This is a genomic window from Streptomyces sp. NBC_01431 (genome assembly GCF_036231355.1).
Classification (GTDB): Bacteria; Actinomycetota; Actinomycetes; order Streptomycetales; family Streptomycetaceae; genus Streptomyces.
The window spans coordinates 4333499-4347082 of sequence record NZ_CP109496.1 but is presented as its reverse complement, the minus strand read 5'-3'; the positions used below and the strand labels follow the sequence as shown (position 1 = coordinate 4347082).

Genomic DNA, 13584 nt, shown 5'->3' with positions numbered 1-13584 from the left:
GTCTGCAGCAGTCGTTGCCGTGCCACGCTATCGCCGAACCGGGGCCGGCAACTCGGCCGAGGACGGGCGGCCGCTGCCTCAAGGGCAGTACGTGGTGGTTGTCACCCGCAGTAAACACGGCTTCGAACTTCCTTGCGGCGAACCGGACTTCGTCGCACGGACTCACGGCACACGGAACGGCACGCCTCCTGGCCGATCCCGATCGACGAAAGGCCGGGCAGGCCGAGCCGACTCCCCCGACCAGGAACGACAGTCCGACGACAGCGGTGCCAACGGCACGGGCCGGGCCGCACCGGGAGTCCGTCGTCAGCGGGCGTCCGCCTCGGGCTCCGGGCGCGGGAGCTCGTCGAGGTCGAGGGTGAAAGTGCGGCCGTCGGCCAGGGGGATGGGGAGCTTGCCCGTGCCGTACTTGTGCGTGTGTGCCGCGATGTAACCGGTGGCGGTCGGCTGGGTGTGGAGGACGACTTCCTGGGCGTAGGGGTCCAGGACCAGGTAGATCGGGATGCCGTAGCGGCCGTACTTCGCGGTGCAGTCGTCGTAGTCCTTGCGCGCGGAAGAGGTCGGGACGACCTCGGAGATCAGCAGGACGTCCTCGAAGCTGTAGCGCTTGCCCTCCGGCGGGCGTCCTCGCGAAGGATCGCCAGATCGGGGGCGGAGTTCTCGTCGGCGGGGAAGTCGATGTAGACATCGGAGGTGACCTTCGCGTGGCGGCCGAGGGCGAGAGCGGAGTCGATCTGCATCGACCTGATGGTGCTGGAGTGCTCTTCGCTCTGCGGGGTCATGATCACCTTTCCGTCGGCCCCGAACAGGACCGTGTACCCCTTGGGAAACTCGGTGTGCACGATCGCGTCGACGCTCATGGACGGCTCCTTCCCGTGCGTGGTCAGGATACGACGGACAGTGCCGCGCCACCGAGCCCGGCGGTACGGCCGGGAGACCGGTCCGGACGGCTTGTGCGGTCGGCTCACCGACGATGCCGGAGATCCGCAGCGGGGCCAGTCGCACCACCGACGAATAGGTAGGCCAACGAGGCGTCGCCTGGGTGACCGCCGCCCCGGAACTGGTGACCGCGGTCCGTTCGGCCAAGCAGTTCCTGACGTACGTGGCCTCGGGGCCCTTCCAGTACGCGGTGGCCGAGGCGCTGTCCCTGCCCGACTCCTACTTCTCCGCCTTCCGCGCCGACCACCAGGCCAAGCGGGACCTACTGAGCGCGGGGCTCACGGCGGCCGGGTTCGCGGTGCACCGCCCGGCCGGCACCTACTTCATCACCACCGACATCACTCCCCTCGGCGAGAGCGACGGCCACGCCTTCTGCCGCGCCCTGCCCGAGCGCTGCGGCGTCGTGGCGATCCCCAAACGCCGTCTTCTAACGACGATCCCGACGCCGGCCGCAGTCAGGTCCGCTTCGCGTTCTGCAAGAAGGTGAGCGTGCTGGAGGAAGCGGTCGGCCGGCTCCGCAAGGCATTCGCGGGCTGACCGTCGCCCTGCGGGACTGGTCGACGCGTCCCCGCCGCCTCGCCTGCCGGGCACTTTCCCGCCGGAGGCCGTCATTTCGGCGCTTGCCGCACCAACAGGGCGGACGTACAATATTCTGTACGTGGAAGGAAGGTCGATTGTGAAGACCATGACGTATTCCGAGTCGCGCGCGCGGTACGCCGAGGTGCTCAACTCCGTCACCGACGACCGCGAAGAGGTCGTCATCACCCGGGCCGGACATGAGCCGGTCGTCATCGTCTCCCTTGAAGACTACGAGTCCCTGAAGGAGACGGCGTACCTGCTGCGCAGTCCGGCCAACGCCCGGCGCCTGCTTGCGTCCATCGACGAGCTGGAAAACGGCGGCGGCATCGTGCGCGAGCTGGCAACGGACGAGTAAGGGCCGCGAGTTGAAGATCACCTTCTCCTCCCGTGCCTGGGAGGACTACCTGTGGTGGCAGCTTCAGGACCGGAAGATCCTCAAGCGCATCAACGCGCTCATCGCGGACATCACCCGGAACGGCAACGAGGGCATCGGCAAACCGGAACCGCTCAAGCACGGATTCCAGGGCTACTGGTCGCGCCGCATCAACGATGAGCACCGGCTGATCTACAAGGCCACCGAGGACGGCGTCCTGATCGCACAGTGCCGCTACCACTACGAAAGCTGACCTTCTGCCGCGCCCTGCCCGAGCGCTGCGGCGTGGTCGCGATCCCGAACGCGGTCTTCTACGACCACAAGGAGGCCTGCGCCCCCTTCGTACGCTTCGCGTTCTGCAAGCGGACAGCGGTGCTCGAAGAGGCAGTCACCCGGCTCAAGGCACTGGCCCCGTAGTCCGGCCCCGCCCGCTCGTGCCGACGCGGGGACACGGGACACGCGGGGACACGGGACACGGGACACGCGTGGACGCCGCCGAGTGGGCCAAGTTCCACCCGGTAGGCGGCGCACCGGGTGCGGGACGCCGGATCCGCGCGGATGGTCGGTCTGACCGACCAGTGCGCCCGGAGGTGCCCCCTGTCCGCCGAGATCACCGCCGCCGCCCGGGTCCGGGGCCTCGCGCGCGTTCCGCACCGGGCGGACGTGCTGATCCGGGCGGCCCCCGCGCTCGGCCTGTTCGCCGCCGCCCGGCTGATCGGGCTCCTGGTCCTGGCGGCGGTGGCCTGGCACCGGGGGATGTCACCTCGCGCGCGGCTCGCGACCGCCTGGGACGCCGACTGGTACCTCCGCATCGCCGCGCACGGCTACGGCCGCACCCTGTCCTGGCCGGACGGCTCGGTCCAGAGCGACCTGGCGTTCTTCCCGTTCTATCCGGGCCTGATCCGGGCCGTGACCACCGCGCTGCCCGTCACCGGCGGCACCGCGGGACTGCTCGTGTCGTGGACGGCGGCGGCGGTCGCGGCCTGCGGGATCTACCGGATCGGGGAGCGCCTGTACGGGCGCCGGGTGGGCACGCTGCTCGTGCTGCTGTGGGGGCTGCTTCCGCACTCCGTCGTCCTGACGATGGCGTACACCGAGCCGGTGATGACGGCGCTGGCCGCGTGGTCGCTGTGGGCGGCCCTGGAGCGCCACTGGCTGTGGGCGGGCTCGCTCGCCCTGCTGGCCGGCCTGTCCCGGCCGAACGCCGTCGCGGTGGCCGCGGCGGTGACGGCGGCGGCGGTGCCCGAGATCTGGCGCGGCGGGCGGCGCGACTGGCGGCCGTGGGCGGCCGCGCTGTGCGCGCCGCTCGGCTGGTGCGGGTACGTCCTGTGGGTCGGGCTGCGCACGGGCGATCCGCTCGGCGGCTACTTCGCGGTGCAGGCCGGCTGGACCTCGCGCTTCGACTTCGGCGCGGGCTGGCCGCGCTTCCTCACCCGGATGGCGACGACCCCGTACGACCTGGGGTTCACGATGGCCGCGCTGCTGACCGCGGTGATGGTGGTGCTGTTCGTGCTGTTCGCCCTGGACCGGCCGCCGCTGGTGCTGCTTCTCTACACGGCGGTCCTGGTGGTGATCACGGCCGGCGGGTCCGGCTTCTTCGAATCGAAGCCGCGCTTCCTGCTCCCGGCCTTCCCGCTCCTCGTGCCGCTCGCCCGCGCACTGACGAGAGCCCGGCCCCGGGCGGCGGTCGCGGTGACCGTCGCCCTGGCCGGGCTCTCGTTCTGCTACGGGGCCTACCTGCTGGCGCTGGCCCCGATGGCGCTGTGAGTCACGCCGCCGGGCTCACTCGGAGTCGGACTCGCCCGGCTCTTCGCCCTCGCCGCCCTCGACGTCCTTCTCCAGGCCGAGCTGCTCCAGGAGCCACTTGTCGAATTCGATCGAGGCGCGGACCCAGCTCACCGTGGACGACACGAAGTGCTCAAGAGCGACACCGGTGCCGATCAGCATCTGCGCCTCACCGATCAGGCGGACGGTGCCGTCGTCGTGGGTGTGCGTGTAGACCTTGGGCCACAGGGTGCGGCGGTTCCAGTCGTCGATCGACTCAAGGATCTGCACCTTGTCGTCGATGCTGTGCGGCCGGTCGTAGAACGTCCGCACCGAGAAGACCTGCTGGTCGTCCTCGCCGCGGAACATGAAGTACGTACGGAAATCCTCCCACGGCGCGGCGAGGTCGCCCTCGTCGTCCACGACGTACTTGAGCTCCATCTGGTCCAGGAGCTGCTTCACCAGGTCCTGGTCGGGGATGACGGGCCCGGAGGGCGCGCCGCCGGACGGCGGGCCGGGCTGAGCCCCGAAATTCGGAATCGAGGACGGGTCGATGCTCATCGTGAATCTTCCTTCGTACGGTTCCGGTCATCCTCCCCCATTGCGGGGCGGGGCTGGCAAGCCCCGCCCCCGGGTATCCGCTGCGGGCTGACCGAATCGGGCGCGGGTGGCTCAATCAGCTCGCGGCCCCCACGATCAACCCCTCCCCGAATCGGTCCACCCGAACCGTGTCGCCGTCCTTGATCTCGCCCGCCAGGATCTCCTTGGCGAGCCGGTCGCCGATGGCGGTCTGGATCAGACGGCGCAGCGGGCGCGCTCCGTAGGCGGGGTCGTTGCCCTCCTCCGCGAGCCACTCAAGGGCGGCCGGGGTGACCTCAAGGGTGAGCCTGCGGTCCGCGAGGCGCTTGGCCAGGCGGGCGATCTGGAGCTCGGCGATGTGGGACAGCTCGTCCTTGGTGAGCGCCGAGAAGACCACCAGGTCGTCCAGGCGGTTGAGGAACTCGGGTTTGAAGGACGCCCGGACCAGCTCCAGGACCTGCTGCTTCTTCTCCGCCTCCGACGTCGTCGGCTCGACCAGGTACTGACTGCCCAGGTTGGAGGTCAGGACCAGGATCGTGTTGCGGAAGTCGACCGTGCGGCCCTGCCCGTCGGTGAGCCGGCCGTCGTCCAGGACCTGGAGCAGCACGTCGAAGACCTCGGGGTGCGCCTTCTCCACCTCGTCCAGGAGCACCACGCTGTACGGGCGGCGCCGGACCGCCTCGGTGAGCTGGCCGCCCTCCTCGTAGCCGACGTAGCCGGGGGGCGCTCCGACGAGGCGGGCGACGCTGTGCTTCTCGCCGTACTCCGACATGTCGATGCGGACCATCGCCCGCTCGTCGTCGAAGAGGAAGTCGGCGAGGGCCTTGGCCAGCTCGGTCTTGCCGACGCCGGTCGGGCCGAGGAAGAGGAAGGAGCCGGTGGGACGGTCGGGGTCGGCGATGCCGGCCCGGGTGCGGCGCACCGCGTCGGAGACGGCCTGGACGGCTTCGGACTGGCCGATCAGGCGCTTGCCCAGTTCGGCCTCCATGCGCAGGAGCTTCTGCGTCTCGCCCTCCAGCAGACGCCCGGCGGGGATACCGGTCCACGCACCGACCACGTCCGCGATGTCGTCGGGTCCGACCTCCTCCTTGACCATCGTGTCCTTGGCGTCCTTGGACTTCTCCTGCTCGGCCTCCTCCTCGGCGGCCTCCTCCAACTCCCGCTCCAGGCCCGGGATTTCGCCGTACAGCAGCTTGGAGGCGGTGTCGAAGTCGCCGTCGCGCTGGGCGCGTTCGGCCTGGCCGCGCAGGTCGTCGAGCCTCTCCTTCAGCTCACCGACCCGGTTGAGACCCTGCTTCTCCTTCTCCCAGCGCGCGGTGAGGCCGCGCAGCTCCTCCTCCTTGTCGGCGAGGTCCTTGCGGAGCTTGTCCAGGCGCTGGAGCGAACCGGCGTCGGTCTCGTTCTTGAGGGCCAGCTCCTCCATGCGCAACCGGTCGACGGCGCGCTGGAGTTCATCGATCTCGACGGGCGAGGAGTCGATCTCCATGCGCAGCCGGGACGCGGCCTCGTCCACCAGGTCGATGGCCTTGTCGGGCAGGAAGCGGGAGGTGATGTACCGGTCGGAGAGGGTGGCGGCGGCGACCAGGGCACTGTCCGCGATCTGCACCTTGTGGTGGGCCTCGTAGCGGCCCTTGAGTCCGCGCAGGATCGCGATGGTGTCCTCCACGCTCGGCTCGGCGACCAGGACCTGCTGGAAGCGGCGCTCAAGGGCCGGGTCCTTCTCGATGCGCTCGCGGTACTCGTCGAGCGTGGTCGCGCCGACCATGCGCAGCTCGCCGCGGGCCAGCATGGGCTTGAGCATGTTGCCGGCGTCCATCGCCGAGTCGCCGCCGGCGCCCGCGCCGACCACGGTGTGCAGCTCGTCGATGAACGTGATGATCTGCCCGTCGCTCTCCTTGATCTCGGACAGGACGGTCTTGAGGCGCTCCTCGAATTCGCCGCGGTACTTCGCACCTGCGACCATTGCACCGAGGTCGAGCGAGACCAGCCTCTTGTTCTTCAGGGACTCCGGTACGTCGCCCTTCACGATGCGCTGGGCGAGGCCCTCGACGACGGCGGTCTTGCCGACGCCGGGCTCGCCGATGAGCACCGGGTTGTTCTTGGTGCGCCGGGAGAGCACCTGGACGACCCGGCGGATCTCCTGGTCCCGGCCGATGACCGGGTCGAGCTTGCCCTCGCGGGCGGCGGCCGTGAAATCGGTGCCGAACTTCTCCAGTGCCTTGTACTGACCCTCCGGGTCGGGTGTGGTCACCCGGCGCCCTCCCCTGCTCGTCTCGAACGCGGCAAGGAGCTTCTTCGCGCTCGCCCCCTGCTCGGAGAGGATCTCACCGGCCTGTCCGCCCTTGGCCGCCAGGCCGATGAGCAGGTGCTCGGTGGAGAGGTAGTCGTCGCCCAGCTCCTTGGCGCGCTGGGCGGCGTCGGCGATGACGGCGAGCAGTTCGCGGTTGGGCTGCGGCGGGGGAACCGTGGAGCCGGTCACGCTCGGCAGCCCGGCCAGGATCCGCTCGGCGCCGGAGCGCAGGGCGGCCTGGTCGGCCTCCACGGCGGCCAGCAGGTCGGTGATGTTCTCGTTGTCCTGGCCCTCCAGGAGCGCGAGCAGCAGATGCGCGGGGGTCAGATCCGGGTGGCCCCCGGCGACGGCCCGGCTGCTTGCCGCGTTGATCGCGTCCCGGCTCTTGTTGGTCAGCTCGGCATCCACGTGCGTTCGCTCCTCCTCCTCGTACGGCTGGGCATGGCCCCACCACCCATGACCCTTCCAACGTACACAAAGTTGAGTCTATTCCGCTCAAGGTGTCGGAAGGGAGTCCGGCGACTAGGTTGCTTGGCCATGGCCATCGACGTACGCAAACCCGACGACGCCTATCTCAGCTTCTGGCGCGAGCGCCACATCTGCACCTTGACCACCCAGCGGCCGGACGGCTCGCCGCACGTGGTGCCGGTGGGGGCGACGTACGACCCACAGGCGGGGCTGGCGCGGATCATCACCAACAAGGGGAGCCGCAAGGTCGCCAACATCCTGGCCGCCCTCGCGGTGGACCCGGCCGGCGCGCGGGTCGCGCTCTGCCAGCTGGAGGGCAGGCGCTGGGCGACCCTGGAGGGCCGCGCCGTCGTGCGCACGGAGGCGGAGCTGATCGCGGACGCGGTGGAGCGCTACGCGGTGCGCTACCAGCGGACCCCGGCCCCGAACCCGGACCGGGTGCTCATCGAGATCAGGCTGACCAGGGCGATGGGCAACACCTGAGACGAGCGCCGTCCGTGCCCGGACAGCACAGCGGCGCCATCGTGTTCAGGTCCACGATGGCGCCGCTGTGTGGGGGAAGCACCTGCGCGATGTACAACGACGGGGGATCGCGTCAGGCACTGCGGGGGGTGGCGGTGGATGAATCGGGTTGTGTCTCCGACTCGAAAAGCTGGTGGTCGCGTTGGTCAAGATTCACGAAGACCATGCCGTACCGGACAACGCAGCGAATGGGCTGCGGCGCCCCGCGCGGCCGGCGCAGGCACCGGTAGGCACGGACGTCCTCGTCGTCCTCACGTGCGATCAGGATCGGCTCACCGAGCAGGGTGACCATCAACGAATCGCCACGATGGGGAACTGCTGTGGCGAGGTCGATGAAGTGCCACCCAGAGCGGTAGGCCGTGGCCATTTCGCGACGGAAAGTACGGTCGTCGGGCGGGAAGCTCATGCGACAGCACCCGCGGGAGCGACCTCCCAGGTGATGTCCTGGGCGACCGTCGCCGCCTTCGGCGCGATCTCCCAGGTGATGTCCTGCCGGGACGCGACATCCTTCGCGGGGTGGCTCTCCCAAGTGAGGTCCCCAGGCGCCGAGAGAGCGCAGAGAGCAGCCGCCACAACGGCTGTCGTGCTTAGTGCTCGAACCATCCTGCTCATGGCCGATCTCCACCTCTTTTGATCATTACCTCCCCCCGCGGATACGACGATGGCCCACTCCGAGCGCTTGCACCAGCGCAGCCAGGCATCATGTTCCTGTAATTCAAAAGGATGAGGGGGGTGCAACTAGGTTGAATCAGGGGCATATAGGACACGATCACGGCCCGGTTGACTTGTGCGAGACAGGAACGGCTCTGTACGCGCTTGCCCTGCGTACCGGGGGAATTACCCGCTCAGAGGCCGACTCGGCCCCGTGCCTGGTCGATCTCACCCTGCTCCGCCCCGACCCGGATGACGCGCAACTCCTGCGCCCGGTTCCGCCCACGGTGGTGCTCAACTTGCTGACCCAGCCGCTGGAGCGCGAGATCCAGGAGCGCAGGAAGCTCTCCGTCGCACTTGCCAACACCTTCGAGCCGTTCATGTCGATCGCCACGCCGGCCCTCACCGGCACCCACGCGATCACGGTCCTCGAAGGCCTGGAGCTCATCAACGCGACCCTGGACGGCGTCATCGACGAGTGCACCGAGGAGCTTCTCGTCATCCAGCCGGGCAGCGGCCGCAGACCCGAGAGCTTCGAGGCGGGCCTGCGCCGCATCGAGCCACTGGTGGCCCGCGGGGTGGAGATGCGCACCCTCTACCAGCACACCGCCCGCCACCACTCCGCCACCATCGGCTATGTGGAACGGATCGCTCCGTACGGTCTGGAGGTGCGGACCCTTGAGGAGATCATCGACCGGCTCATCATCATGGACCGCAAGATCGCCTTCATACCCGCGCGCAGCGACCGCCAAGTCGCCCTGGAACTGCGCCACGAGGGGCTCGTGCAGTACCTGGTGGGCGTCTTCGACCAGTTCTGGCAGTACGCCACGCCCTGGGACGACGAGGTGCCCTACCACCTGGAGACGGCCGGCATCACCGGCGTCCAGCGCTCCATCGCCAAACTCCTCGTGGAAGGCCACGTGGACGAGGCCATCGCCCGCCGCCTCGGCATGAACGTGCGCACCTGCCGCGCCCACATAGCCAAGCTGGCCGCCGCCCTCGGCAGCGGCAGCCGGGCCCAACTCGGCTTCCTCATCGCCCAGTCGGGGATCCTCGACCAGGACGCCTGAGGCACGCACAAGGCCCGCCGCCCCGGGAGAGGGGACAGCGGGCCCTGAGAGCGCTCGCGGGGCCGCGGACGGCCCGGACTACTCCGTCGCCCGCTTCGGGCGCCACACGACCAGCGCGCTCGCCTGCTGCACGTCCTGGTACGGGACCAGGTCCCGGCGGTAGGAAGCGTGCACCTGGGCCTCGCGCTGCCGCATGGCGACGGCCGCGCCCTCGACCGCCGACGACAGCTCGGCCACCCTCGCCTGAAGCGCCGCGACCTGGTTCTCCAGCTCGATGATGCGCTTGATGCCCGCCAGGTTGATGCCCTCGTCCTGCGACAACTGCTGCACCGTACGCAGCAGTTCGATGTCACGGGCCGAGTAGCGCCGGCCGCGCCCGGCCGTGCGGTCGGGCGAGACCAGGCCGAGGCGGTCGTACTGCCGCAGGGTCTGCGGGTGCAGGCCGGAGAGCTGGGCCGCCACCGAGATGACGTACACCGGCGTCTCGTCGTTCAACTCGTACGGGTTCCGACTCCGGCGGGGGTCCATCTCATGCTCCCTTCGCGGCCTGGAACAGTTCTGCCCGCGGGTCCTCACCCGCAGTCGCCTCGCGGTAGGTCTCCAGGGCCTCGCGGGCCTTGTCGTCCATGTCCTTCGGCACGGCCACCTCGACCGTGACCAGCAGGTCGCCCCGGGTGCCGTCCTTGCGGACCGCGCCCTTGCCGCGCGCCCGCATCGTACGGCCGTTGGGGGTGCCCGCGGGCAGTTTCAGGGTGACCGCGGGGCCGCCCAGGGTGGGGACCTTGACCTCGCCGCCCAGCGCCGCCTCCACATAGGTGACCGGCACCGTGATGGTGAGGTTGTCGTCCTTGCGGCCGAAGACCGGGTGGGTGTCCACGTGGACGACGACGTACAAGTCGCCCGCGGGGCCGCCCCGTTCGCCCGGCGCGCCCTTGCCGCGCAGCCGGATGCGCTGGTTGTCGCTGACGCCGGCCGGGATGCGGACCTGCATGGTGCGCGAGGAGCGGGCCCGCCCGCTGCCCTTGCAGATGTCGCACGGGTTCTCGGCGATCAGGCCGCGGCCCTTGCAGTCCACGCACGGGTCGGTCAGCGAGAAGCCGCCGCCCGAGCCGCGCGAGACCTGGCCGGTGCCGACACACGTCGGGCACACCCTGGGCGTGCCGTTCTTGTCGCCGGTGCCCGAGCAGGCCTTGCAGGGGGACTGGCTGGACAGCCGGATCGGGACGGTGGCGCCGTCGACCGCCTCGGTGAAGCTGAGCGTCACCTCGGACTCCAGGTCCTGCCCGCGGCGCGGCTGGGTGCGGGTGCCGGTGCCCGCGCCGCCCCGGTTGAACAGGCCGCCGAACACGTCGCCGAGCCCGCCCCCGAAGCCGCCGGCCCCGGCGCCGCCGCCGGGCTGCTGCCCGCCGAACAGGTCGCCCAGGTCGAAGTTGAAGCCGCCGCCGGCCCCGGGACCCGCCCGGTAGCCGCCGTTGCCGAACAGGGCGCGCGCCTCGTCGTACTCCTTGCGCTTCTTGGGGTCGCCGAGGATGTCGTTGGCCTCGGAGATCTCCTTGAAGCGCTCCTCCGCCTTGGTGTCGCCCTTGTTGGCGTCCGGGTGGTTCTCGCGGGCGAGCTTGCGGTACGCCTTCTTGATCTCGGCATCGGTGGCGTCCTTGGGGACGCCGAGAACCTTGTAGTAGTCCTTCTCGACGAAGTCCTTCGTGTTCATCGACGTCCCTCCTTCCGAACGGTCACTGCTTCCAAGACCGCTGCGTCAGCCCTTGTCGGGGCCACCGCTCTCCTCGTCGTCCGACTTCTCGTCCTTGGCGGCCGCCCCCGGCTGGGGCTCGGCCACCGCGACCCGGGCGGGCCGGATCGTACGCTCGCCGATCCGGTACCCGGGCTGCAGGATCGCCACGCAGGTCGTCTCGGTGACGTCCGGCGCGTAGCTGTGCATCAGGGCCTCGTGGACCGTCGGGTCGAAGGGCTCGCCCTCCTTGCCGAACTGCTGGAGGCCCATCTTCGCGGCGACCGTCTCAAGAGACTCGGCCACCGACTTGAAGCCGCCGGTCAGCTCGCCGTGTTCACGGGCCCGGCCGACGTCGTCGAGCGTGGGCAGCAGCTCGGTCAGGAGGCCGGCGACGGCGATCTCCTTGACCGTGACGCGGTCCCGCTCCACGCGGCGGCGGTAGTTCTGGTACTCGGCCTGGAGGCGCTGGAGGTCCGCGGTGCGCTCGGCGAGCGCCGTCTGGGCCTGGTCCAGCTGAGCCTGCAGAGCGATGTCCTTGGCTGCGTCCCCGGCCGGGGCCGCCTTCCCCTTCTCGGAGGAGTCGGCGGCCTTCGGCTCGGCGTCTTCCTGAGCGCCGGAGGGGACGTCGGGCTTCTCCTCGAAGCCCGGGGTCTCCTCCGTCATCAGGCGGCGCCGCCCTTCGTGTCGTGCGGCTTCTCGTCGTCGACGATCTCGGCGTCGACCACGTCGTCCTCCTTGCCACCGGGCTGGGCCTGCTGGGCGCCCTCGGCACCCGCCGCACCCTGCGCCGCCTGGGCGTCGGCGTACATGGCCTGGCCCAGCTTCTGCGAGACGGCCGCGACCTTCTCGGTGGCGGTGCGGATCTCGGCCGAGTCCTCGCCCTTGAGCTTTTCCTTCAGCTCGGCGACGGCGGCCTCGACCTCGGTCTTGACCTCGCCCGGGACCTTGTCCTCGTTGTCCTTGAGGAACTTCTCGGTCTGGTAGACGAGCTGCTCGCCCTGGTTGCGGCTCTCGGCGGCCTCGCGGCGGCGGTGGTCCTCCTCCGCGTACTGCTCGGCCTCCTCACGCATGCGGTTGACCTCGTCCTTCGGCAGCGAGGAGCCGCCGGTGACGGTCATCTTCTGCTCCTTGCCCGTGCCGAGGTCCTTCGCGGTCACGTGCATGATGCCGTTGGCGTCGATGTCGAAGGCGACCTCGATCTGCGGGACACCGCGCGGGGCCGGCGGCAGACCGGTCAGCTCGAACATCCCGAGCTTCTTGTTGTACGCCGCGATCTCGCGCTCGCCCTGGTAGACCTGGATCTGCACGGACGGCTGGTTGTCCTCGGCCGTCGTGAAGATCTCGGACCGCTTGGTCGGGATCGTGGTGTTGCGCTCGATGAGCTTGGTCATGATCCCTCCCTTGGTCTCGATGCCGAGGGACAGCGGGGTGACGTCGAGGAGCAGGACGTCCTTGACCTCGCCCTTGAGGACACCGGCCTGGAGGGCGGCGCCGATGGCGACGACCTCGTCCGGGTTGACGCCCTTGTTGGCCTCGTTGCCGCCGGTCAGCTCCTTGACGAGCTCGGCGACGGCCGGCATGCGGGTGGAACCGCCGACGAGAACGACGTGGTCGATCTCGGACAGGTTGATGCCCGCGTCCTTGATGACGTTGTGGAACGGCGTCTTGCAGCGCTCCAGGAGGTCGCTGGTGAGCTGCTGGAACTGGGCGCGCGTGAGCTTCTCGTCCAGGTGCAGCGGGCCCTCGGCGGACGCCGTGATGTAGGGCAGGTTGATCGAGGTCTCGGTGGACGAGGACAGCTCGATCTTGGCCTTCTCGGCGGCCTCGCGGAGGCGCTGGAGGGCCATCTTGTCCTTGGACAGGTCCACGCCGTGACCGGACTGGAACTGCTTGACCAGGTAGTCGACGACGCGCTGGTCCCAGTCGTCACCACCGAGGTGGTTGTCACCGTTGGTGGCCTTCACCTCGACGACGCCGTCGCCGATCTCCAGGAGGGACACGTCGAAGGTGCCGCCACCGAGGTCGAAGACGAGGATGGTCTGGTCGTCCTTGTCGAGACCGTAGGCCAGGGCGGCGGCCGTCGGCTCGTTGACGATGCGCAGGACGTTGAGGCCCGCGATCTCGCCGGCTTCCTTGGTCGCCTGGCGCTCGGAGTCGTTGAAGTACGCCGGCACGGTGATGACCGCGTCGGTGACCTTCTCGCCGAGGTAGGCCTCCGCGTCACGCTTCAGCTTCTGCAGGATGAAGGCGCTCATCTGCTGCGGGTTGAAGCTCTTGCCGTCGAGCTCGATCTTCCAGTCGGTGCCCATGTGGCGCTTGACCGACCGGATGGTCCTGTCGACGTTGGTGACCGCCTGGCGCTTGGCGACCTCGCCGACCAGCACCTCGCCGTTCTTCGCGAAGGCGACGACGGACGGCGTGGTCCTGGCGCCCTCTGCGTTGGTGATGACGGTGGGCTCGCCGCCTTCAAGAACGCTGACGACGGAGTTAGTCGTGCCCAGGTCGATGCCGACCGCACGTGCCATTTCGATTCCTCCAACTGACTACTTGAGTGGAACTGGCTCAAGGATGCATCACTCGTCCCACGGCGTCAACAGAGCTGAGTGGCATCGACTCA

15 protein-coding genes and 2 pseudogenes are annotated in these 13584 nt (G+C 69.5%); 7 read left to right on the top strand and 10 right to left on the bottom strand.

Going from position 1 to position 13584, the window contains the following annotated elements:
* Positions 1-306: 306 nt before the first annotated feature.
* Positions 307-579 carry a hypothetical protein gene (locus OG522_RS20020; RefSeq protein WP_329467651.1) on the bottom strand — a complete coding sequence of 91 codons (273 nt, stop codon included), beginning with the start codon at positions 577-579 and terminating at the stop codon, positions 307-309.
* The gene (locus OG522_RS20015) at positions 579-860 is read right to left on the bottom strand and encodes a hypothetical protein (protein ID WP_329467895.1); all 282 of its coding nucleotides are present in this window, start codon (positions 858-860) and stop codon (positions 579-581) included. Before OG522_RS20015 ends, OG522_RS20020 begins: the two co-directional genes overlap by 1 nt.
* A gap of 173 nt (positions 861-1033) precedes the next feature.
* Here OG522_RS20015 and OG522_RS20010 point away from each other — a divergent pair.
* The 5 genes and pseudogenes from OG522_RS20010 to OG522_RS19990 form a co-directional block, all read left to right on the top strand.
* Positions 1034-1476: pseudogene (locus tag OG522_RS20010) on the top strand (aminotransferase class I/II-fold pyridoxal phosphate-dependent enzyme); the annotation flags it as partial.
* Positions 1477-1615: 139 nt separating this feature from the next.
* Positions 1616-1873 (top strand): type II toxin-antitoxin system Phd/YefM family antitoxin, encoded by a 258-nt coding sequence (locus tag OG522_RS20005; protein WP_329464350.1) that lies wholly within the window; start codon positions 1616-1618, stop codon positions 1871-1873.
* Between the two features lie 10 nt (positions 1874-1883).
* Positions 1884-2144, top strand: coding sequence for a Txe/YoeB family addiction module toxin (locus OG522_RS20000; protein ID WP_328680960.1), 261 nt, complete (start codon positions 1884-1886; stop codon positions 2142-2144).
* 2 nt (positions 2145-2146) lie between these two features.
* Positions 2147-2308: pseudogene (locus tag OG522_RS19995) on the top strand (aminotransferase class I/II-fold pyridoxal phosphate-dependent enzyme); the annotation flags it as partial.
* 141 nt (positions 2309-2449) lie between these two features.
* Entirely contained in the window at positions 2450-3658 is a 1209-nt protein-coding gene (locus OG522_RS19990) for a glycosyltransferase family 39 protein (RefSeq protein WP_329464349.1), read from the top strand.
* Positions 3659-3673: 15 nt separating this feature from the next.
* Here the strand turns inward: OG522_RS19990 and OG522_RS19985 are convergent, their stop codons facing one another.
* Both OG522_RS19985 and clpB read right to left on the bottom strand, forming a co-directional pair.
* Positions 3674-4216 (bottom strand): YbjN domain-containing protein, encoded by a 543-nt coding sequence (locus tag OG522_RS19985; protein WP_329464348.1) that lies wholly within the window; start codon positions 4214-4216, stop codon positions 3674-3676.
* A 115-nt stretch (positions 4217-4331) separates the two neighbouring features.
* Positions 4332-6932 (bottom strand): ATP-dependent chaperone ClpB, encoded by a 2601-nt coding sequence (gene clpB, locus OG522_RS19980; RefSeq protein WP_329464347.1) that lies wholly within the window; start codon positions 6930-6932, stop codon positions 4332-4334.
* 129 nt (positions 6933-7061) lie between these two features.
* On the opposite strand from clpB, the gene OG522_RS19975 reads away from it, so the two are divergent.
* Positions 7062-7475: a pyridoxamine 5'-phosphate oxidase family protein gene (locus tag OG522_RS19975; RefSeq protein WP_329464346.1), complete on the top strand. Its 414-nt coding sequence runs from the start codon at positions 7062-7064 to the stop codon at positions 7473-7475.
* A gap of 112 nt (positions 7476-7587) precedes the next feature.
* Here OG522_RS19975 and OG522_RS19970 read toward each other — a convergent pair whose 3' ends face one another.
* Both OG522_RS19970 and OG522_RS19965 read right to left on the bottom strand, forming a co-directional pair.
* Positions 7588-7920, bottom strand: coding sequence for a (2Fe-2S)-binding protein (locus OG522_RS19970; protein ID WP_329464345.1), 333 nt, complete (start codon positions 7918-7920; stop codon positions 7588-7590).
* Entirely contained in the window at positions 7917-8087 is a 171-nt protein-coding gene (locus OG522_RS19965; protein ID WP_329464344.1) for a hypothetical protein, read from the bottom strand. Before OG522_RS19965 ends, OG522_RS19970 begins: the two co-directional genes overlap by 4 nt.
* 212 nt (positions 8088-8299) lie before the next feature.
* Here OG522_RS19965 and OG522_RS19960 point away from each other — a divergent pair, with 212 nt between their 5' ends.
* A complete protein-coding gene (locus OG522_RS19960; protein ID WP_329464343.1) occupies positions 8300-9235 on the top strand; it encodes a helix-turn-helix transcriptional regulator in 936 nt (311 codons plus the stop codon).
* Positions 9236-9313: 78 nt separating this feature from the next.
* Here the strand turns inward: OG522_RS19960 and OG522_RS19955 are convergent, their stop codons facing one another.
* The 4 genes from OG522_RS19955 to dnaK are packed head-to-tail and all read right to left on the bottom strand — an operon-like array spanning position 9314 to position 13492.
* Positions 9314-9763: a heat shock protein transcriptional repressor HspR gene (locus OG522_RS19955; RefSeq protein WP_329464342.1), complete on the bottom strand. Its 450-nt coding sequence runs from the start codon at positions 9761-9763 to the stop codon at positions 9314-9316.
* A gap of 1 nt (position 9764) precedes the next feature.
* Positions 9765-10946, bottom strand: coding sequence for a molecular chaperone DnaJ (dnaJ, locus tag OG522_RS19950; RefSeq protein ID WP_329464341.1), 1182 nt, complete (start codon positions 10944-10946; stop codon positions 9765-9767).
* Positions 10947-10991: 45 nt separating this feature from the next.
* Positions 10992-11630, bottom strand: a complete 639-nt coding sequence (gene grpE, locus OG522_RS19945; RefSeq protein WP_329464340.1) for a nucleotide exchange factor GrpE — start codon at positions 11628-11630, stop codon at positions 10992-10994.
* Positions 11630-13492, bottom strand: a complete 1863-nt coding sequence (gene dnaK, locus OG522_RS19940) for a molecular chaperone DnaK (RefSeq protein WP_329464339.1) — start codon at positions 13490-13492, stop codon at positions 11630-11632. Before dnaK ends, grpE begins: the two co-directional genes overlap by 1 nt.
* Positions 13493-13584 lie beyond the last annotated feature (92 nt).

Coding starts and splice junctions, on each gene's coding strand:
- OG522_RS19985 (WP_329464348.1), bottom strand. CDS start 4,216: ATGAGCATCGACCCGTCCTCGATTCCGAATTTCGGGGCTCAGCCCGGC.
- grpE (WP_329464340.1), bottom strand. CDS start 11,630: ATGACGGAGGAGACCCCGGGCTTCGAGGAGAAGCCCGACGTCCCCTCC.
- OG522_RS19990 (WP_329464349.1), top strand. CDS start 2,450: ATGGTCGGTCTGACCGACCAGTGCGCCCGGAGGTGCCCCCTGTCCGCC.
- OG522_RS19955 (WP_329464342.1), bottom strand. CDS start 9,763: ATGGACCCCCGCCGGAGTCGGAACCCGTACGAGTTGAACGACGAGACG.
- dnaK (WP_329464339.1), bottom strand. CDS start 13,492: ATGGCACGTGCGGTCGGCATCGACCTGGGCACGACTAACTCCGTCGTC.
- OG522_RS19975 (WP_329464346.1), top strand. CDS start 7,062: ATGGCCATCGACGTACGCAAACCCGACGACGCCTATCTCAGCTTCTGG.
- OG522_RS19970 (WP_329464345.1), bottom strand. CDS start 7,920: ATGAGCTTCCCGCCCGACGACCGTACTTTCCGTCGCGAAATGGCCACG.
- OG522_RS20015 (WP_329467895.1), bottom strand. CDS start 860: ATGAGCGTCGACGCGATCGTGCACACCGAGTTTCCCAAGGGGTACACG.
- dnaJ (WP_329464341.1), bottom strand. CDS start 10,946: ATGAACACGAAGGACTTCGTCGAGAAGGACTACTACAAGGTTCTCGGC.